This is a genomic window from Methylophaga sp. UBA5088 (assembly GCF_002414625.1).
In the GTDB taxonomy this organism is placed as follows: Bacteria; Pseudomonadota; Gammaproteobacteria; order Nitrosococcales; family Methylophagaceae; genus Methylophaga; species Methylophaga marina.
In genome coordinates, this window is sequence record NZ_DIAC01000084.1 from 12,711 (window position 1) to 33,461 (window position 20,751).

15 protein-coding genes and 1 tRNA gene are annotated in these 20,751 nt (G+C 41.9%); 8 read left to right on the forward strand and 8 right to left on the reverse strand.

Annotation, left to right across the window (positions count from 1 at the left end; all coding sequences use genetic code 11):
* Window positions 1-1,048, reverse strand: a 1,048-nt coding sequence (purD, locus tag B4K20_RS10410) for a phosphoribosylamine--glycine ligase (RefSeq protein WP_289282835.1), incomplete at its 3' end; no start/stop codon positions are given.
* Window positions 1,049-1,271: 223 nt separating this feature from the next.
* On the opposite strand from purD, the gene hemN reads away from it, so the two are divergent.
* From hemN to B4K20_RS10440, 6 genes are all read left to right on the forward strand, one after another.
* Window positions 1,272-2,651 carry an oxygen-independent coproporphyrinogen III oxidase gene (hemN, locus tag B4K20_RS10415; RefSeq protein WP_289282836.1) on the forward strand — a complete coding sequence of 460 codons (1,380 nt, stop codon included), beginning with the start codon at window positions 1,272-1,274 and terminating at the stop codon, window positions 2,649-2,651.
* Window positions 2,652-2,656: 5 nt separating this feature from the next.
* On the forward strand, window positions 2,657-4,390 hold the full coding sequence (locus tag B4K20_RS10420; protein WP_289282837.1) for a chloride channel protein: 1,734 nt from the start codon (window positions 2,657-2,659) through the stop codon (window positions 4,388-4,390).
* A gap of 52 nt (window positions 4,391-4,442) precedes the next feature.
* Window positions 4,443-4,530 (forward strand) — tRNA-Leu (locus B4K20_RS10425).
* A 153-nt stretch (window positions 4,531-4,683) separates the two neighbouring features.
* Window positions 4,684-6,099, forward strand: a complete 1,416-nt coding sequence (locus B4K20_RS10430) for a hypothetical protein (RefSeq protein ID WP_289282838.1) — start codon at window positions 4,684-4,686, stop codon at window positions 6,097-6,099.
* Between the two features lie 166 nt (window positions 6,100-6,265).
* Entirely contained in the window at window positions 6,266-7,441 is a 1,176-nt protein-coding gene (locus B4K20_RS10435; protein WP_289282839.1) for a Fic family protein, read from the forward strand.
* A gap of 507 nt (window positions 7,442-7,948) precedes the next feature.
* The gene (locus B4K20_RS10440) at window positions 7,949-9,691 is read left to right on the forward strand and encodes a protein adenylyltransferase SelO (protein WP_289282840.1); all 1,743 of its coding nucleotides are present in this window, start codon (window positions 7,949-7,951) and stop codon (window positions 9,689-9,691) included.
* A gap of 111 nt (window positions 9,692-9,802) precedes the next feature.
* Here B4K20_RS10440 and B4K20_RS10445 read toward each other — a convergent pair whose 3' ends face one another.
* The 7 genes from B4K20_RS10445 to B4K20_RS10475 form a co-directional block, all read right to left on the reverse strand.
* A complete protein-coding gene (locus B4K20_RS10445) occupies window positions 9,803-10,714 on the reverse strand; it encodes a hypothetical protein (RefSeq protein WP_289282841.1) in 912 nt (303 codons plus the stop codon).
* A complete protein-coding gene (locus B4K20_RS10450) occupies window positions 10,711-12,690 on the reverse strand; it encodes a hypothetical protein (protein WP_289282842.1) in 1,980 nt (659 codons plus the stop codon). Before B4K20_RS10450 ends, B4K20_RS10445 begins: the two co-directional genes overlap by 4 nt.
* Entirely contained in the window at window positions 12,687-13,589 is a 903-nt protein-coding gene (locus B4K20_RS10455) for a phosphoribosyltransferase-like protein (RefSeq protein ID WP_289282843.1), read from the reverse strand. Before B4K20_RS10455 ends, B4K20_RS10450 begins: the two co-directional genes overlap by 4 nt.
* Window positions 13,567-14,745: an N-6 DNA methylase gene (locus B4K20_RS10460; protein WP_289282844.1), complete on the reverse strand. Its 1,179-nt coding sequence runs from the start codon at window positions 14,743-14,745 to the stop codon at window positions 13,567-13,569. Before B4K20_RS10460 ends, B4K20_RS10455 begins: the two co-directional genes overlap by 23 nt.
* A 505-nt stretch (window positions 14,746-15,250) precedes the next feature.
* Entirely contained in the window at window positions 15,251-16,360 is a 1,110-nt protein-coding gene (locus tag B4K20_RS10465) for a Fic family protein (RefSeq protein WP_289282845.1), read from the reverse strand.
* A 224-nt stretch (window positions 16,361-16,584) separates the two neighbouring features.
* Window positions 16,585-17,328 (reverse strand): hypothetical protein, encoded by a 744-nt coding sequence (locus tag B4K20_RS10470; RefSeq protein WP_289282846.1) that lies wholly within the window; start codon window positions 17,326-17,328, stop codon window positions 16,585-16,587.
* A 596-nt stretch (window positions 17,329-17,924) separates the two neighbouring features.
* A complete protein-coding gene (locus B4K20_RS10475) occupies window positions 17,925-18,242 on the reverse strand; it encodes an HPF/RaiA family ribosome-associated protein (RefSeq protein ID WP_007144355.1) in 318 nt (105 codons plus the stop codon).
* Between the two features lie 215 nt (window positions 18,243-18,457).
* Between B4K20_RS10475 and B4K20_RS10480 the strand changes: the two genes are divergently transcribed.
* Together B4K20_RS10480 and B4K20_RS10485 are read left to right on the forward strand one after the other, a co-directional pair.
* On the forward strand, window positions 18,458-19,774 hold the full coding sequence (locus tag B4K20_RS10480) for a PQQ-dependent sugar dehydrogenase (protein ID WP_289282847.1): 1,317 nt from the start codon (window positions 18,458-18,460) through the stop codon (window positions 19,772-19,774).
* 336 nt (window positions 19,775-20,110) lie between these two features.
* The coding region (locus tag B4K20_RS10485; protein WP_289282850.1) for an efflux RND transporter periplasmic adaptor subunit at window positions 20,111-20,751 on the forward strand (641 nt) is incomplete at its 3' end.

Below are 20,751 nucleotides of genomic sequence, written 5' to 3' on the forward strand. Positions count from 1 at the left end.
CATCACCTTTACGGTAACTATCTGGATAGCCGCCAGCCGCCATTACCACACCAATGGCCGCACGCGAATCCCACTCAGCTTCGACTTCGTTTAAACGCTTGTCTAATGCCGCTTCACATAATGTGACTAGGTCCGACTGTAAACGCATCAAAATCGGCTGAGTTTCTGGATCACCAAAACGGCAGTTATATTCAACTACGCGTGGCGCGCCTGCTTGATCAATCATCAGCCCCGCATATAAAAAGCCAGTATAAGGGCGACCATCAGCCGCCATGCCTTTCACAGTTGGCTCAATCACTTCCGCCATAATGCGTGTAAACACCTCATCGGTGACCACAGGTGCAGGAGAATAAGCGCCCATCCCACCCGTGTTAGGGCCTTTATCGCCATTGTCGCGAGCTTTGTGATCTTGTGATGTCGCCAATGGCAGGATGTGTTCGCCATCCACCATCACGATGAAACTGGCTTCTTCGCCTGTCATAAATTCTTCAATAACCACACGGCTACCGGCGTCACCAAAGGCATTGCCAGACAGCATATCTTCAACCGCTGAAATCGCTTCGGCTTCGGTCATCGCCACAATCACGCCTTTGCCTGCTGCTAAACCATCGGCTTTAACAACAATGGGTGCGCCCTGCTCTTGAATATAAGCTTTGGCTTCATCCACTTGCGTAAATACTTGATATGCCGCGGTTGGAATCTGGTGACGAGCGAGGAAATCTTTAGTGAAGCTTTTTGAGGCTTCTAATTCTGCCGCCGCTTTTGATGGACCAAAACAACGTAAACCGGCAGCTTCAAAGGCATCAACCACACCCATGGTTAATGGCACTTCCGGCCCCACCACGGTTAAATCAATCGCGTTGTCCTGAGCAAATTTCACCAGCCCGGCGATATCTTCGACTTTGATATCCACATTGCTGATATTGCTTTCACTGGCGGTGCCGGGATTACCGGGTGCCACAAAAACCTGAGAACACTTTGGAGATTGATTCAGTTTCCAGGCGAGAGCATGTTCGCGCCCACCGCTACCGATGACTAATACTTTCATAGATGATTGCCGGAGATGCTAAAAAAGAGGCTAATAATACCGTAGATAACCGCTTTTCCAAACCACCAAAATGGATGATTTATAAAGGCAAAGCGATTCTTTTTCTCAAGCAATCCGTCAGCAGCCACTGCTAGCTTTGATCCAGGTCAAGATCTGTTCGGATAATAAAACAGCTTAAATCCTCGCTGGTTATACTTTGCGCACATTATTTAGGAATAAAACCATGACTGATGCGATTGAATTTAATGAAGGATTAATCTGCCGTTACGACAAAGCCGGCCCACGTTATACCTCTTACCCGACAGCGGTCGAATTTCATCATGGTTTTACAGCCGACACATACGCTCAACATATTTCTTTATCTAATCAGCGTGGAGGCCCGCTTTCTCTGTATTTCCATGTGCCGTTTTGCGATACCGTTTGTTTCTATTGTGCATGCAATAAAATCATCACCAAAAACCGCCAGCATGCTCAGCCTTACTTAGAAAACCTGTATGAAGAAATCCGTATGCAGGCTGAATTGTTCGACTCAAACCGAGTAGTTGAACAACTGCACTGGGGCGGTGGCACGCCTACATTTTTAACTCATCAGCAAATGCGTGAACTGATGGCGCACACACGTCAACACTTCACCTTAGCAGATGATGACAAAGGTGAGTTTTCGATTGAAATCGATCCACGTGAAGCCGATGACGCCACCATAAAACTATTAAGAGAGCTTGGCTTTAACCGCATCAGCCTCGGTTTGCAGGACTTCAACCCTAAGGTGCAGAAAGCCGTTAACCGTATTCAAACCGAAGAACAAACCTTCTCGATTTTAGACGCTGCCCGTCGAGAAGGTTTCCGCAGTATCAGCCTGGATCTGATCTATGGTCTGCCTCATCAAACCGTAGAAAGCTTCAGCGAAACTTTGGATAAAGTGATTGCTGCCAGTCCTGATCGTTTGTCCGTGTTCAACTACGCTCACATGCCTGATCTATTTAAAACACAACGGCAAATTGCTACGGCTGACATTCCACTACCACAGGTGAAATTACAGATTCTGCATCGCACCATCGATAAACTGACCGCCGCAGGTTATGTATATATAGGCATGGATCACTTTGCCAAACCAGACGATGAGCTGACGCTAGCTCAACAAAACAAACAGCTTTATCGCAACTTCCAGGGTTACTCGACTCGTGCTGAGTGTGATCTGATTGGTTTTGGTGTGACCTCCATCGGTAAAGTCGGTGATGCCTATGTGCAAAATGTGAAAACACTGCCGGAATATGATGAAGCGATTAAGGCGGGCAAATTGCCGGTCTTACGTGGTGTTGAGCTGGATGACGATGATAAATGTCGCCGAGACATCATCACCCGACTAATTTGTGATTTTGCTCTGGATATTCCCACTATCGAAAAAGCTTACAACCTCAACTTCAACGACTATTTTGCCGACGCCATTGAAGACCTAGAACAATTTGCCCAAGACGGCCTGTTGCAGTATAAATGGGACTCTATAGAAGTCTTACCCGCCGGCCGCTTGTTAATTCGTAATATCTGCATGGTGTTTGATAAATACAGTCAACAAGCAAGGCAGCGATTTTCCAAAGTTATATAGGGCACATGCTGGAAAAACTCCGACAGTACTTCATCTTTGGTCGATTGGGCGTCAAGCTGTATGTGCTTGCTGTCATTACCGGATTACTGTCGAGTCTCGCCATTATTCTACTGCGCCTGACCATTGATTTTGGTCAAATGGCCCTGTTCCCCTCCGGTGAAGTGGAAAGTTACGACTCATTACCCTGGTACTGGTTACTGGCACTCCCCATTATCGGCAGCTTGCTAATTGGGCTGTTATTTCGCGGACTGGATGCAGAGCAACGTAACACTGGTATTTTGCATGTTATCGAACGGCTCTCATCCTATGAGGGTCGTCTGCCTTGGCAAAATGCCGTCCGGCAATTTATAGGTACCAGTATCGCCATCATTACAGGCCACTCTGTCGGTCGTGAAGGCCCGGGTGTGCATCTGGGTGCTGCCAGTGGCAGTTTGCTTGCAAGCGGGTTAGAGCTCCCAAATAACAGTGTGCGTATTCTAGTTGCTTCTGGCTCTGCCGCCGCCATTGCTGCCTCCTTTAATACGCCCATCGCTGGTGTGATCTTTGCGATGGAAGTCATCATGATGGAATACCACATTGCCAGTTTTATTCCAGTCATTCTGGCAGCGGTAACCGGTGCAGTGGTCTGTCGGCTCACCTTTGGAGATGATACGGTTTTTGTTAACCTTGCCTCCGAAATGCAGTCGTTATGGGAGCTGCCCTACATTATTTTTCTGGGCATCATTATTGGTTTTTTAGCCACCTTATCTTTAAAAAGCCTACAATTGTTTTCCGGCACCTTTAGTAAACATCCTGCTTGGTTACGTCCAACCTATGCCGGTATTTTAATGGGTGTGTTTGGCATGGCCGTGCCTGAAGTGATGGGCATGGGCTACGGCATTATTGGCAGTATCTCCGCTAATGAAATCGCGATTGGCAGCCTGGTCATTATCCTGGTGCTGAAACTTGTCCTGTCCTCTGCTTGTGTGGGTTTTGGTATCCCCGCAGGTATGGTCGGCCCCACCATGGTCGTGGGTGCATGTGCTGGTGCGATCCTGGGTTATATCGGTAATTTAGCCTTACCGGAATATGCCTCTTCCATGACCTTTTATGCCGTTATCGGTATGTGTGCGATGATGTCTGCCACACTCAAAGCCCCACTTGCGGCTTTAATGGCGATGCTGGAATTAACCGGTAATCCGGAAATCATCCTGCCCGGCATGCTCGCTATCGTTTTCTCCAGTTTGATTATTCATGACTACTTCAAGCTTGATGCCTTATTTGTCAGCATTCTTCGTTATCGTGGTCTCGACTTTCAAAATGACCCCATCTCACAAGCATTACGTAAGATCAGTGTGGGCGCGGCCATGCAACGTAACTTTGTCACGTTAAATCAAACCATCAGCGCCCAAATGGCCATGCAAACCTTAAAAAACAGCCCCGAATGGATCATTATTACCCGCGATCGCATTCCTGTAGTAATGATGCCCGCCAGCGATCTGGCCAGAGCTGTCAGCGTCAAAGACATAGGTGAAAATACCGAAATCGACTTAATGCAAATTCCCGGCACACGCCGAGATGTGCACAAAATTTCCTTACATACCAGTTTGTTCGAAGCACACCGGGCCCTGAATGAACATCATGTAGAAGCGCTTTACGTCAGCCGTCAGAACGCACCAATGATTGAACGAATCTACGGCATTCTGACTCGTGAAATGATCGAAGCCCACTACCAATTACCTAAATCTGTAACAAAATAGTAAAAAGGGTAGTGAACAAATCGAAAATCTTCGTTATAATGTGCGGCTTGTTGCCCAGGTGGTGAAATTGGTAGACACAAGGGACTTAAAATCCCTCGCCCTAATCCGGCGTGCCGGTTCGATTCCGGCCCTGGGTACCATACGAATACGAAAGCCTCGATACTGCAAAGTCTCGGGGCTTTTTTATTTGTGCTGTAACAGCAGAATGTTTAGCTAGTACCGAGTGTTGTTGCAATGACTTATTGCTTATACGCTTGTTCGTACCTTGGCTGGCCATAAGGAACGCGCCTTCAATGACTGCATCATTCACTAAAACACGCTGGCTTTTCTTGCTCCTGTCCGCCCTACTTACTGTTGCTCAACCTTCAGCTGAAGCAGGTTTGATCTCCGGCTTGTCAAAATTAGGGAAAAGTATAGATGCACCGGATAGCCCCCATGGCTCGTCCTTTCGGTTTGCTGATGAGTTAGCCCATTATCCAGAAGGCGGCGTCGCCGAAATTAGTTTTAACCCTAGTCAAAATCAATGGCTAGCAAAAACACCTGATGGCAAAAGCGTACCCGTTCATCAATTCACTAAAACCGCGGCAGATGCAAACAAGCAAGCCACCTTATTACTGTCTGAAAGTCACCTCCCTTATTCACTGGATGCCTTTAATAAACTCCCCTCGGACGTAGCCATCAAGATTAAATCTCGACAAGGCAAAACCTATTCACTAACCACCAGCCCAACAACCAAACTGATAGATAACCATATCAGTATCAACATTAGCGATATCAGTACATTAAAAACGGCCATGTGGCAGTTACAACGCCCCATTTCTTCGTCAAATATGCGCTTGATTCAACTGGCTGATAATCCTGAAGTCACCCTACCCAAACAAAATTACGGCTCAAAAATACCGGTGGATAAAGTCGGTACTCATCAGTTGCTGAACGCACTCAAAACAATGCGTCAGCAAACCTTTGTTATTTCAGCCAAGGTAGAAAATGGCTTTTTAATGCATGGCAAAGAAAAAATCGCTGTGAAGGATTTAGAAAAGGTCGCTGCTGATAGAGATATCAGCCTGATCATTCTCGGCTCAGATAAACCGAAAAAGACCTTACAAACCTTGGCTAAAGACTGGCAAAAAAAGAAAGATGATGGCAGTTTAAACTCATACACAACCGGCGATTTTTATAATGCCTTCGCCGCTAAAAATTCGTCGGCTCCAATACCTATTGATATTGATACCTCCGGGAAGTTACGCACTGCACTGCATTTTGATCATCGCGTACCAACTAAAGCAGCCGTCGAAAAGCAAAACAGCGTCATCGAGCTCGCCTCAATGCCACTGAATGTTTTGACAAAATCGGCCATGCTACTTCAGCCTAATGAAGCACGTGCAAAAGAACTGGATGATCGCATCCACCCAGCTATCCCATCATGGGTTCATCTTTCTTTAATCGCTTCATTAGTGATTGGTCTGGCTACTTATAAAACATCTTGGTTTTTGTATTTAAAACTCTGGGCCTCACCACACAGAGTTAATTATCGTCACTGGTTTCCTTTTACTATCCGTTACCTGCTACACAGAATAGTTTTTGTTTTATTTTACCTGCCACTACTCGGCATATTTAGTCCGCTCTATATCCTCATCACCTGGATTTACAGAGTTATTCACTTTTTACTGATTCGCCCCGCTTATTGGATTTTTAGGAAGTTAGGCTAGGCTTGATTAAATATGAACAGAATTAAGTTCTGAGTAATGCAATAAACAAAATACAGGATAACCAAAGAATATTTAAGCCAATCAAAGCCGGACATTTTAATGGACATTTATTTTTATCATGATATCTTAAGTTATTGATAAAAAATACAAAGATACATAATATTTTATGGACATTTTTTCCGACAATGAGTGTATAAAACGCCTTGAGACTAAACGCTCGGGTATATTCAAGCTGCAACTTGGGCTGGACTCTCAGCAAATTGACATTCTGTTGCAGAGGGTCATTGATGCACAGGCTCGTTTTAAAGATTCTCCATTGGCTCATGTTGCCACCCAACTTGAAAAAGAAGTGATTGTCAGCTCGGTCTTTGGCACCAACACAATTGAAGGTGGAGAACTTTCTGAGCAGGAAACAGAAGCGGCTCTCGAGTTAACTCCTGAACAAATTCAAACCATCCAGCAACAACGTGCATTAAATATCAAAACCGCCTATGACTATATTCGTGAACAGGCGGATAAAGCGAATTGGCAACCGAACTTTGAGGATGTGATGGCCATCCATAAACGGGTCTATTTCAAGCTGTCTAATTCGGGTGAACAGAATCAGCCGGGAGTATTACGTGATAATCCTGACGGCATGATCACCAAAGTAGGTGATAGCGATCACGGTGGTATTTATAAACCACCCCAACTTGGTACCGATATTCATCATTTACTTAGTGAATTACTGCAATGGAACCAACAACTTGTAACTAAAGGCGTTCCAGCCTTAATCCGTGCGCCATTAATACATTTTTACTTTGAGTTAATTCACCCATTCTGGGATGGTAATGGTCGGGTAGGAAGAGTACTAGAAGCAGGCATTCTCTATGCTGATGGATTTCGCTATGCACCGTTTGCTCAAGCACGTTATTACCTGAAAAATATTGACCATTATTTCGCGTTGTTTAATCACTGCAGAAAAGCAGCTGATAAGAAACAGGATTACCCCAATACAGCATTTATCATGTTTTTTCTGAACGGAATGCTGGACACCATTAACGCACTACATGATCGAGTGAACAGGATGATCCACATGGTGCTTTATGAAGCTCGCGTAAAGCTATTCCATGATCAAAAAAAGATTAACGACAGACAATATGCCATCGTGAATGAAATAGTTGCTAAAGGTTCGCCGACTAAGCTCAAAATACTACGCCAAGCGGCTTGGTATCAGGCGATGTATAGCAAACTGACAGATAAAACACGCTCAAGAGACATACGACAATTGTTTGATATCGGTTTGTTGATGGAAGATAAGCAGGGTAATGTTTTGCCAGCCTTTATGACAAAGATAGATTAATGATGAAAATACTATCTAGACTGTACATCGTTATTTTTACTTTAATCACTCTTACCCAATTATGGCTGGTCTATAAAGCTGGTGATGTAGACGGCTCGCTCTATACTTGTTGGGTTTAGCATGATTATTTTAGGAATTGTGGTTCTAACATTATTGCGGTTTGGCAAGAAAGTACTAATTCCGAAATGGTTTGGGATAACTTACTCCACCATTCTTTTTATATTCATACTAAAAATTGCATATGGTTATTTTTATAGTCTGCCAACTACATTCTGGAGAATATTACTAATCTACGGAACCTTGCCTGTATTGATTTTTTATTTCAGCCTGAAAAAGGCAAAAATAAGTCAATAAATTCTACGGTTGATACTCATATATAAATTCAACATTCAGTCTTATTGATTTTGAGTAAATTCAGTTAAATGTTAACTTGGCATTTAACCAGATTAAGCCACTCATAATGGTGAGATCAAACACCCTGACACTACTGATTAGGCCTCCGAAAATATGACTTCAACAGTCGCAACACTCGACGACCTTGCACAACTGACAAGCTACTCGCTTATGGACTCACTTAACCGTGATCCTGACGCGACGGTAAATGGCGAAGATCACACTCCAAGACAAGTTTTCTCGGGTCATTATGTCCCGGTAAAGCCAACGCCAATCGACAACCCCGTTTACGTGACACACAGCAAAACCTTTTTCGATGAACTGGGTTTCGCTGACAGCCTAGCGACCACGCAAGACTTCACTCAGATGTTCTCTGGCGATCTCACTCATGTTCCCGAGCCTATTCGCCCAGTCGGTTGGGCGACGGGTTACGCCCTGTCCATTTACGGTACGGAATACACGCAACAATGTCCCTTCCAGACCGGTAATGGCTACGGCGATGGTCGAGCCATTTCCGTATTAGAAGCGGTTATCAAAGGGCAACGCTGGGAAATGCAGTTAAAAGGTGGTGGAAGAACACCCTACTGCCGAGGTGCAGATGGTCGAGCGGTTTTACGTTCCAGTATTAGAGAGTTCATGGCTCAAGAGCACATGTACGCACTCGGGGTACCCACATCGCGTTCATTAAGTTTGTATGCTTCCACAACCGAACGTGTCAGACGACCCTGGTATTCGGAGGGTTCGGCGTCCACTGAACCAGATATTGTTATCAATGAACCCGTTGCCATCTCAACGAGAGTCGCCCCTTCCTTTATTCGTGTGGGTCAACTTGAGCTATTTGCCCGTCGTGTTGTGAAACATGCACATGAAAATGCCATGAATGAGCTGGAAAAGATCGTCTTGCACGTAATCGCTCGAGAATATGCTGACGTTATCGATAACAACCTGAATATCGAAACCAAAGTCATTTTACTGGCCAAGGCGTTTCGTGAACGCCTCACCTCACTTATCGCTAACTGGATACGTGTCGGTTACTGCCAAGGCAATTTCAACAGTGATAATTGCGCTGTCGGCGGCTTTACACTGGACTACGGTCCTTTTGGCTTCTGTGAAACGTTTGATCCTGTATACCAACCATGGATCGGCGGTGGACGTCATTTCTCATTCTTTAACCAACCCGCCGCGGCAGCGCGTAACTTTGCCATGTTTTGTAAAGCCTTACAGCCTTTGCTCAAGGGCGATCAGCATTACCTATCAGAGCTTGAAGAGGTTCAACACGGCTTTGCTAACGTCATGCAAAAGCAATTGGAAAAGATGTGGGCAGCTAAACTCGGGCTTGAGGATTATAACGAGGCATTATTCAGCGAACTTATCAGCCTGATGACACTGACACTCGTCGATTACACCATTTTCTTTCGTGAACTCTCAGAGTTACCTGACAACATCGACCCACTGAAAAAAAGCTTTTATGCTGAACTGAATCCTGCTGAAAATGGCATTAACTCAACCTCTCCAAACACTCAGGAAATTGAGCAACACTGGTCAGCATGGCTTGATAAATGGCAATCGCTGGTAGGCATCAGTGACATAAACGATGCAACTCCTACACGTTCACGTGAAACGGTTTCCAGCCAAATGAAACAGGTTAATCCGAAATATATTCTGCGAGAGTGGCAGCTCGTTGCTGCTTATAAACAAGCCGCCGAAGGTGATTACACACCTCTCCGTGAGTTACAGGATGTGATAACACAACCCTACGCTGAACAGTCAAAAGACATCGAGGAAAAATATTATCGCCTCATGCCAGAGGAGCTGAGCGATGTCGGTGGTGTATCACATTATAGTTGCTCGTCATGATTTGGAATCAAACGCTCTGACACTGTTGATTTCTGACACTGTTGATTTAAGAATCAAGTTGGCTGTCGCTGTCCCCTTGGTTCTGGAAATCGGAGCTGCTAAATTGTATCCTTAATCTTCATAATCAAAACTCCAAATATGTACGATATCTGCACCACTTGAGCGTTTAATTTTTTTCTTCACAAAGTCATACAGCATGATTAATCTCGGATTGTTTACAGCAAATTGAGCTGCTGCAATTGTCGCTGGTTTGGTACCTAATGGTGCAAGGGAGAGAGATTGCTGGCTATAGCAGGCAGATTTATATACCTGCTCGATGATCTCATATGTTTTTATTGGATCATTAGCTCCAGCATATTTAAATCTAGGTGTGGTGATGTTACTAAGTTCAGATAGTTGACTGTAATTACTTGATAAGATCTTATAATCCCAGCTAGTTTTGAAAGGAGGAATTCCTACTAAGCATGTAATATTTCTTGAGAAATATTCTTCAGAATTTATTAGTCCACCAAGCCTGTGACCTTCCCATCCTAGAAAATAAAAAATCACAGTATTATTACTAAAGTTTACGTATGGCTGTAGTTGCTGTATTCCTTCCCCATCATCAGATAAATCAAAAGATTGTGTAGCCTTTAGCCCCTGAGGTTTTGACATTGTGTAATTATTTGGTTGTACATACATCACGTCAAATGATTTTTTTTTGTTGTTCAGAATTGAAAATAGATGCATTAACTCGGGAAGAGCTAGAGAAGTAGAATCAACAAGAATTTTGCCTTCCGGTATATCGTATTTTTGTAAATCAAATAGATTGAATTTCTCACCAGAAATAACAAGAGCAGTCTCAGCATGACAATAGTCAAGAGTTATTATGTCTTCTGACACAGAATCAATATATTTTGATGACCAACTACTACGGTCATCATACTGATCTATAAATGTAAATGTCGCATTATAGGAAGAATTTAAGCTAGTTCTCGAAAGTTCATTAGCGCGATAAGACTTCCATGATGAGATTTTTATCATAACTCCAAACTACCTTGCCTCTCATCCCCGTTATTAGCCCTCCATTTCTTTTGATATGACTTTCTAATTGCTTCAAAGTCTTCAGAACTACCAGCGACTATCGTCTTAAACTCATTTAAGGTGAATGATATCCCTCTTTTTTTTCTAAACGATATTCCAAACTTTGGAGCATAAACTGGGTTTAGCAGGAATTCTTTATTTGTAATTTGGTTGTCATCTTTAACTCTTTTAGAATCATCCTCTACTAATACTCTCCAACTTAAAGCTGATGCCAAAAAGGCTTCTAGCTCCTCCTCTGCTCCAGAATAATCATACGGAAACGTAAAAATATCCCTTTCAGGTTCAGTTTGATAACTAGATTTCTGGGATATTCTGAAAAGTTCTCCAATTCGGTTAACCATTTGGGATAATTTCTTTCCATGAGGTGGATAACTAATTACTTCACTGACTAATGATGAACTCTTAGCAATAGCCCCAATATGCATACTCCGATAAGGGATAGGAGGAATATCCTCTATGTATAAATAATCACGTTTTGACTGAGATGCGTCTGAATGCTTGAATGCCGAAAGACAAAGTTCTTTAAAATGACGAATATTTGGTCTCGTCATAGTTATAAATCTCTCGAATCCAGCATATACAGGAATATCTAATGAAGAATGCTGTAAATTAAGGGAAAGGAGAGTATTAAATTCGTATGTACTGACTTTATCTTTCAGCTTCGTATTTTGACTAGCGCTGGTTTGTCCAAGAACATACTTTTCAATTAGTTCACATGAAAAACTTTTTTGTCTGTATGTACCCAAAATGGTGATTGCAAGACTTTGATTTTTACGTATCTCTTCCTTAACAATATCTGAAAGGTTTAACCCGTTAAGAATATTAGTTAATTTTGTTTGTACGGAATTACTAGAAAAACAAAGTTTTGAAAGTTCAGGAATTGATGGGGATGGTAATAGATTTTTAATTATTGCAAAAACTTCTTCCTGATAGGATTTGCTTTGGCGAAGCTCAATATTTCCTCTAGTTCCTAAAAAGCTTGGACTTAATCTAGATGACTTACATTGCAACCCTGCATTTTGAAGTGTTAATAAAAAAATCTCTGCAGCAAAAATTGCGTAGTCAGAATGAATATAATCGTCTAGATTTTCTTCAACATAATCATCTGGTGACTGAAGCCATTCGTCACTAGTAGTTTCCTTACTTGGTTGTGAGTTAAGTTTATAGGCAACATTCCAGTTAAGTAAAAGAGTTGATTCTTTCCTATATGTATTGATTAGTTTTTGCTGTTCTATATTTAACAGCTCAAATTCATCTATAAAAATTTTAAATGTTGTATATTCAAATTTTTTGTAATCGGCACGCAAGGCCTCAGTCAAATACTGAAGCATATGCTTTGGTTGAATCGATAATAAGTTTTCAGTATTTAGAGGATTTAGTCTTGTGGATATCTCATATTGGTAACTCATTAACCAATCATTTAGAGTTTGAATATCTCGTATTTGTGTCTTTGTTACATTAGATACTGCATTCCAAAAATGCCCCTTATCGTTCATAGCAGTAACTAATTCTGGAAAATGATTGTTAATATTGGTAACAAGTTTTGAAAGTTCGGCCATCAGCGAAAGTGATGCGTGGAGAGTAAAGAAATGAAGTGCTGAATCACCTAACCAGCTAGTTTTTAATCCTTGGCAGTATGCTATATCAGGTTTCCAATAAAGCAAAATGCAATCGAATTCATCATCTTTAATAACATCCAAAGCTTTGTCGAAGCGTGTAGAGTGCGAAAAGTACTGGATGTATGTACTTTTACCTGAACCACGAGATCCTGCAAGCGCTATAGTGTGAGATATTTTTCGAAGATCCAGTCGGTCTATGAAAAATGGAACTACAAAGTAATTCAATACACTACCGGTTGAGGTTTGGAACTCCATCCTTGCCGTAGAGAGTTCATATATGATGTCGGTTATCTTCATAGAGCCCTTCTGTTAAACAGCTTACTCCAACCTTTCTTTTTTGGAGAATAATCCATGAATAAGATCGGAGGAGTTTGATTTGGACACCCCCACTCAAATGACAATGGAAGAGCAGCTTCATTGTAGCCAAGCCAATCTTCCATTTTTGGCGAATATTTTGTTTTCAATATTTGTAAGTGTTTTTTGACATCGGCCACAGTATTTTGGGGATCATTTCTAAATTGATCATTAGGTTCTCCCCGTAAAAAGCTATCTGTCTCATCAAGATATTCACCTGCAATAACGGTTAAGTCTGGATAGAGGTTGTTAATTTTCTCTATACCTTCAGAGAAAGCTATCAAAGGGCAATAGATTATCTTATAGAGATGTAACTTATTGGCTAAATCAAACTCTTTGGCAAAGTCAGAAAACTGATCACCACTTCCAATAAAATCATCAATAAGAATAAGTAATTCTGGCGCGACCGATGCCTTGGCAAGTCCGTAACGATCCGTGTTAACGTCAGATGAGAGTAATCTATAAATAGCGCCTCCCGATTCTCCCTGATCATCTAATAATTTCACTGGTGCAAATCTTATTTGCTTATTCAATGCTCCACTACGTAAATGTGACTTCCAATCATCTATTTTACCAATTGGGATACTTGTTTCTTCACTTATGTATTGCCAGATGGGACCAAATAAAACCCTTGAATAACTGGCTCTGGCCATATCATAGGATCTGACAATCAAACTATCTAGAATTTGTAAGGCAAGATACTCGTCGAGAGCATTTTCGAAGTTATTAAGCCAACCACTAAAGATTTCATAGTCAAAAGGCCAAATATTGGTGTCGCAGTACGTTCTTATTTTTTCAATAACTACGGATTTAAATTGTTCAAAATTCTCTGGAAGTTGCATGACAGCCTGTCGTTAAATAGTCCGTAATAGTTCTGTAAGTTATATATTTTGCACCTACCCCCAAAGAAACTTCTTGTAAAAAATTTCTACACCTTGGGTGTGATAACTTTTCCCATAATATACCAGCAACCTCAAGTGAACTTGGACGAATACCAATAATGCAATCACTTATTGGAAGACTACCTTGATTAACATAGAGAGTTCTGCCGAGGCATCTTCTTCCGACTCTAGCAATTAATATATCTCCTTTCTGCATATTATTGGAATGAATTGATGGTGTATTTATATAAAACCCATTGGAGGGAACAGCTGGTAAGTCAGTTGTATGAATGAAATTATCAACTAATATCGATAACTCATTTTTTGATTTATTTCCCCGAAACAGAAAGAAATCATTCTCAGAAATATCCGAAGGTAATGATATTACTGATGTGGACTTGTAATACATAAAATCAGCTCTATTTGAAGCATCCTTCGTCGAAATTTGCATACTCTGTGGTGCATTGATGTATGAGATGGATACAGTTTCTTCTGAAGATAGTTTTTGTTTTACAATTAATATAAAAGTTTGTGCATCAGTGTTTTTAAAGCTGTTAGTTGGTAACTGAATTACATTAGTCACATTATAATTGGTAAATAGAAATTCCCTTATAGGCTTCCATTTCTCACCGGATATTAATCCAGCGGGAACAATTAGACCTAATTCCCCAGACTTTGATAATAACCTTAAGTTTTGAGCTATAAAAACTAGTTCAGCAGGTACTTTTTTTGCATTAGCTGGAAGACAATCCAGCATGCCTACTTTTCGTAGAATTTTTTTGGCATCTTGATCAAGTTCTCGAGAAAAATAGGGGGGATTTCCTACCAATAAATCAATATCACCATATTTATCTTTGATAATATCCGGTAACGATGGATCAAAACCGTTATGATTGAGGGCCTCTATAGAGCTATTTAGCTTTGCGCGACTGACATTATCATTATCAATATCAACACCGATCAGACATAGTTCACTCCATCGACGCCTAGCTGCGTTTAGTAAACTTCCTGAACCAAAGCCTAAGTCTAGAGCTAGCCTTGGGGATAAAGAACTAAATTTACCGACAAGAAAGTCACCATATTTATTATCCGTATAATATTGGTTTAGTTGTATCATTCTTATCCACTTGATGCGTCTATATTTAAGACAATTTCATATGCATAATACATAGAAATTAATTGAAAGTTAGAGATTTCTCACATTCAATAGAACCGTAGTATTTGATTTTTAATTTGCTCAAAAAATTAAGGGGTCCAATTAATGAGTCAGCCAACTTAATAATTAAACCAAAATAAAACTGTTGCCCTCTTGATTCCTCTTTTAAAGTATCCGCTTTCCAATCGCTTTAATCTTTTTGCCAAATTCTTTCGAGTCACTTTTAAGGCACACAACAAAAATGGGGAAATCCAAATTTAAAGCGTTTGCTAATTTCTGTGCAGCGTTATCGGTACGAGTAAAGATACCCTTTGGTGAAAAGGCAATAATATAAACGGGTACAGACGTATCCAGCTTTAAGACTTTTTCGGCTAACCAGACTGAGCCAACATTTTTCTGAGACTTTAATCGCTTCTTCAGATGAGCGAAAAATCAAGGGGTCGTACTTCTTGAAAAACAAATCCCATTAATCTATCTCACCAGTTAGCCTATAACTCGTACTCCGTCCACCGCCTGGGTTTTGTATAAAGAGTTGTCGCGTAACTAAATCCTGAATATCGCGTAATGCCGTGTCGTTTGAGCACTTAGCTAACTTGGCATATTTAGAGGTATTCATGTGTCCCTGAAAATCATCTTCAAGCATACGATTGATAATACGGCGCTGTCGTTCATTAACCGGGTTTTGGTTAACTCTATCCCATAATCTAGCTTTGAATAACACATTACTTAGCGTTTCATCTGCATTGGTAATAGCCCGGCCCAAACAATCTAAAAACCAGCTTAGCCATTCTGTGATATCCGGTGTTGCTCGTTGTTGTTTTTCGAGATGTGCGTAGTACTGTTTTCGCTCACTCTCAATTTGATTAGACAGACTATAAAACCGCTCGGGCATCTTATCTGCTCTTGCCAATGCCATATCGGCAATCGCCCTGGCAATCCTGCCATTTCCATCTTCAAAAGGGTGAATAGTGACAAACCAGAGATGAGCAATGCCGGCTTTGATAACAGGGTCGATAGCAGATTTACTCTCAAACCACTTTATAAACGTGCTCATTTCTGCATTCACTTTGTCAGCGGCTGGCGCTTCAAAATGAATCTTTTCTCTTCCGATTGGACCTGAAACGACTTGCATAGGGTCATTCTCAACTAAGCGCCAATCGCCCACAGTGATGTGGTGCATACCACTTCTCCCTGTAGGGAAAAGTGCTGCATGCCAATCAAACAAACGTGCTTTTGTTAAAGGTTTGGAAAAAAATTGTGTCGCATCCAGCATCATTTCCACGATACCTTCAACATCACGACTAGCTGGAATCAAACCGCCAATATCCATACCCAAGCGACGAGCAATGGAGGAACGTACTTCCTCAGGATTTAGTGTATGGCCTTCAATGGCGGAAGATTTCACCACATCATTAGTTAATGTTCTTAAGCTGGCTTCTCTTCTCAAGTCAAAACCGATCGCTTCCATTCTGCCAAGTAAACGGCCCTGCTGATGACGAATATCAGCCAGCTTGGCAGCTAGGGCGTCTGCATTCCACGAAAAGTCAGGCCAGTTGTTGTGTTGGTATATCCACATATTAATCACCGCAAATTATGCAGTGATAATAGTCTTTATTCACCGCAAGAACAAGCTTATTCACTGCATTTAATGCGGTGATTAACCATTTTATTCACCGCAAGCAGTTAGTTTTTTGCCAGTGGTGGTTTATAAATAGGATTGGCAAGAAGCAATTGCCTGAAACCCAATAAAGTCAGAGTGATTGATTTTATTTTCGCTGCTATTTCACCAACAGCAATCAATTATTTAGCGTCAAATACAACGCTTGTCGCGACACATTTCCTACCTTCTATCGTTACATGAACTGTTGCCTCTTTATTCATATATGCAGGCCCTTTCATGTGTGAAGCAAGAGGTGGGGCTATCGTCAGCGTCTTGTCACAACGTTCAAACAGACTTTTCTGTGTGATATCCCCTGCGTTTAGCTGACGCATAATCATGCTTGAAGAATGCAATCGAGCAACAAGGACTTTTATCGTGCCTTCAAATTGATAGGCATTATCCTCAGTTGCTTTGCTCTGGCTTGCCTGTTCTCGCTCGTTTTTGCTTGCCAGTACTTTATAGTCAGTAAATTTGCACCATCTGGCAGAACCACCACTGCTGGTGAGTTTAACTAGTTGACCATTTAATAACTTTAGCTTCGAGCCTGCGTGTTGCTCAAAAAATAACTTAGCCTCTTTGGCTGAAAAATTCTTATCAAGAAAATAGGCTCGGCAGTTTGCTGTCCCCGCGTCTTCCTTCTTGAGAAAAGTCAATTGAATAGGTAAGGGGCGTTTCACATCAAAAACACCTAAACTCAGAGGCTGATCGACTTTAAATTGATAACTCTGCTCAGCAACGAGTTCATGAGCAGCCCATGTTTTTTCATCCTTAAGGATCCCCTCAACATCTCCTATGCTTTCTCTAGAAAGAGTTGGTTTTGTACCTCCTGCAAAGGCAGAAAAACTGAGAAGAACTGACACAAAAAAGAACATCATCTTGAACATCTATTACTCCATGTATATTGGTTGTGGCTTAGGTAAGCAAATTTAAGTTGCTTAGATTGGATTATCTTTCTCGGCTTAATTTGTGGCTGGATAACAGCCGTTTTTATGAGAGCGGCTTGTTTGATCAATTGGGAAGTGGATACTTTCTGAGTAGAGGCCATGATTATGGCAAGGTATCCGTTCCGAATGGTGGTTGATTCCTTTTTGTAAACAACTCACTACTTTCTAGTAGCTGTAAGAAGTTGTTTATCTTGGTTAAATATTCCATAGTTTGTAACGCTAAGCAACGTTCAATTGTGATCAGCGTTATATTAAGGTCTCATAGACCATATATTATCGTTCGGTCTTTACGTAAAAATGACAGCTATCTTTTTACAGTGAATGTATGAATTTGTGGTCAGTGATCGTTCTTAAATCACTTTTTTGACGATTTAATTCTTATGTCCAATTGCAGTAAAACTTGCCCTGAATGAAGTAATGCCTTTTGTATGACAGATAAATAGATATTCGCTCATTAAAGGCCCTTGGGCATCAAAATAAAAAAGGCCAAACAAATCGAATTGTTTGGCCTTTTTTGATTGATAAAAACGACTTTCTTAGTGTGATTTCATGCGTTCAATCGTGGTGGTGAGTACACGTTTGATTTTATCGGTTGCCCCGGTAAATGCTTGTTTAACAGAGGCCGCGTCATGGGTGACCACATTAGGTTGATGACCTTCTATGCGAGCTTCAATCAGGCAGCGAATATCATCGGCTCCGCCTCGGTTTTCACTGTTTTGATCGCTTAGGTGGACTTCGATACGAGTGACGTGCTCGTCGAAGCGTTTAAGAGCGTGTTGTAATTCCTCACGAATCGAATCAGTGAGCGTATCGTCACCTGGAATATGACGATCGGTATTTACCTGAATTTGCATGTTATCTCCTTGAAAGGTGAATAAACCGCTTTTTATGACAATGTGAATTATTAAAGAATTCCATGGTCATTTTTTATATGGCGTTCATATTGACCTATTTCAAGCAATCCCCTTTAACCCAAAGCAAGTCATGGGTAAGGGCAATATTGTTAGACTCAAATATTTATTCTTCCAAAATCTAGTTAAGTTATCGCTTTCACTCAAAGGAGGACACGATGCAGCACCTTTATAAGTACAGCGCCGCGATCAGTATCATGGCCATCAGTCTCACTAGCTGTGGTGATACCTCAAAAATTGCTTCACAAGCTGATGTCGGGCCAGATCCCGTCCTGGTCGCGCCAGAATCATCGCTTATTCCTACATTAAATATTGCCCCCGCAGAAGGGTGGCCGATTGATGAAAAACCCACTGTTGCTGAAGGGCTGACGGTGAACCGGTTTGCTGTGGATTTAGATCATCCTCGCTGGTTGTATATCTTACCCAACGGCGATGTATTGGTGGCTGAATCAAATGCACCGAAGAGTGAAAGCTCAGATTGGAGCTTTAAATCCTGGATTAAAGGCATGGTATTAGAAGATGCAGGTGCAGCCGTTCCAAGTGCTGATCGCATCACCCTTCTCCGTGATGAAGATAACGATGGCGTCGCTGAAACACGGCATGTCTTTTTAGAGAATCTGCATTCACCCTTTGGTATGGAACTCATCGGCAATGATTTTTATGTCGCCAATGCTGATGAGATTGTGCGATTTCCCTATGAAGAAGGACAAACTCAAATCACGGCTAAACCAGAGCATGTGACAGATTTACCGGGTGGTCCCATTAACCATCACTGGACCAAAAATATTATTGCCAATGAAGATGGCACCAAGCTGTATGCCACCGTGGGTTCCAACAGTAATATTGGTGAAAACGGCATGGAAGCAGAAGAAAACCGTGCCGCTATTTTAGAAGTGGATTTGCAAACAGGTGAGAAACGCTTATTTGCCTCCGGTTTACGTAATCCAAATGGACTCGACTGGCAGCCGCAGACCGGTGAACTGTGGACAACGGTCAACGAGCGTGACGAAATTGGCAGTGATCTGGTGCCGGACTATATGACCTCCGTTAAAGAGGGTGCTTTCTATGGCTGGCCTTATAGTTATTACGGACAACACGTGGATTCTAGAGTGCAACCGCAACGGCCTGAGTTAGTAGAAAAAGCCATCAAACCCGATTATGCATTGGGCGCACATACGGCCTCATTGGGCTTGACGTTTTATGAAGCGGATTTACTGGCTGACAAATATCAGAATGGCGCATTTGTTGGACAACATGGCTCCTGGAACAGAAAACCGTTAAGTGGCTATAAAGTCATTTTTGTGCCATTTAAAAATGGTAAACCTGATGGCCTGCCTCAAGAAATCTTGACGGGATTTGTTAATGAAGATGGTGACGCAAGAGGACGTCCGGTCGGTGTCGTCGTAGATAAAATGGGCGGCCTATTGGTAGCCGATGATGTCGGTAATACCATCTGGCGAGTTAGTCCAGAATAGTCGTTAAGACACATTCAGCAGTCTGAAAGAGCAGATTTAGCAGCATCATATTGATGCTGCTAAATGCTTTTTGTGTGCGACAAAAAAATGACCAAGCATGAGGGTTACCCCTAAAAAAGTATCTTTTGAGACGCCCAGTGATCGATGAATCATCGTTCTCTCGATTCAATCGCTCAGCGATTTTTTTGAAACGTTAGGAAAATACGGCTATGGTCGATGTGTACTCAAGAAAAGTGGCGTTTTTAGACACAAACCCACTATCAACCAATAGCCTCTTCAATAAAGAAGTGAATACAAAATAAGCCATGCCGATAGGATGCTATAACAGTGAATATTATGCCTTTGTTTATTATATTTTTTGCCCTTACTCTGTCTCTATCAGCCTGTGATGGACAAGGCGAGGACAAGAAAAACGAAGGTGCAGCAAAACAGGGCGCGAAGAGTCAGCAAGCTGTAGATGTCGGGTTCATTGAGATTAAGCCCATACCCGTTAATCGTAGTGATGAGCTACCCGGACGCGTGGTGTCCTATCAGGTTGCTGAAATCCGGCCACAAGTTAGTGGCATCATTCAGTCGCGATTATTTAAAGAAGGGTCATTCGTAGAAGAGGGGCAGCAACTTTATCAGATAGATCCTGCTCGTTATGAAGCAGACTATAAAATGGCCATGGCTAATTTGCAGGATGCCAAAGCACGTGAGAAAAACGCAGAACTGCTTGTAAACCGATATAAGTTGCTCATCCCATCCAATGCCGTGAGTCATCGAGAGTATGACGATGCACTTGCCAGTCATGAACAGGCAAAAGCGGCTGTCAGCCTGGCGGAAGCGGAAGTGAAAAATGCAAAAATCAACTTAGATTACACGCGCGTTTATGCCCCAATAAGCGGCTATATCAGTCCATCAAGCATTACAAAAGGCGCGCTTGTGACATCGCAACAAGAAATGCCGCTTGCCACAGTACGCCAACTTAATCCCGG

What these genes read in the sequence shown, in the direction of transcription:
- hemN (WP_289282836.1), top strand. Translation starts at nt 1,272, where the DNA reads ATGACTGATGCGATTGAATTTAATGAAGGATTAATCTGCCGTTACGAC.
- B4K20_RS10420 (WP_289282837.1), top strand. Translation starts at nt 2,657, where the DNA reads ATGCTGGAAAAACTCCGACAGTACTTCATCTTTGGTCGATTGGGCGTC.
- B4K20_RS10430 (WP_289282838.1), top strand. Translation starts at nt 4,684, where the DNA reads ATGACTGCATCATTCACTAAAACACGCTGGCTTTTCTTGCTCCTGTCC.
- B4K20_RS10435 (WP_289282839.1), top strand. Translation starts at nt 6,266, where the DNA reads ATGGACATTTTTTCCGACAATGAGTGTATAAAACGCCTTGAGACTAAA.
- B4K20_RS10440 (WP_289282840.1), top strand. Translation starts at nt 7,949, where the DNA reads ATGACTTCAACAGTCGCAACACTCGACGACCTTGCACAACTGACAAGC.
- B4K20_RS10445 (WP_289282841.1), bottom strand. Translation starts at nt 10,714, where the DNA reads ATGATAAAAATCTCATCATGGAAGTCTTATCGCGCTAATGAACTTTCG.
- B4K20_RS10450 (WP_289282842.1), bottom strand. Translation starts at nt 12,690, where the DNA reads ATGAAGATAACCGACATCATATATGAACTCTCTACGGCAAGGATGGAG.
- B4K20_RS10455 (WP_289282843.1), bottom strand. Translation starts at nt 13,589, where the DNA reads ATGCAACTTCCAGAGAATTTTGAACAATTTAAATCCGTAGTTATTGAA.
- B4K20_RS10460 (WP_289282844.1), bottom strand. Translation starts at nt 14,745, where the DNA reads ATGATACAACTAAACCAATATTATACGGATAATAAATATGGTGACTTT.
- B4K20_RS10465 (WP_289282845.1), bottom strand. Translation starts at nt 16,360, where the DNA reads ATGTGGATATACCAACACAACAACTGGCCTGACTTTTCGTGGAATGCA.
- B4K20_RS10470 (WP_289282846.1), bottom strand. Translation starts at nt 17,328, where the DNA reads ATGTTCAAGATGATGTTCTTTTTTGTGTCAGTTCTTCTCAGTTTTTCT.
- B4K20_RS10475 (WP_007144355.1), bottom strand. Translation starts at nt 18,242, where the DNA reads ATGCAAATTCAGGTAAATACCGATCGTCATATTCCAGGTGACGATACG.
- B4K20_RS10480 (WP_289282847.1), top strand. Translation starts at nt 18,458, where the DNA reads ATGCAGCACCTTTATAAGTACAGCGCCGCGATCAGTATCATGGCCATC.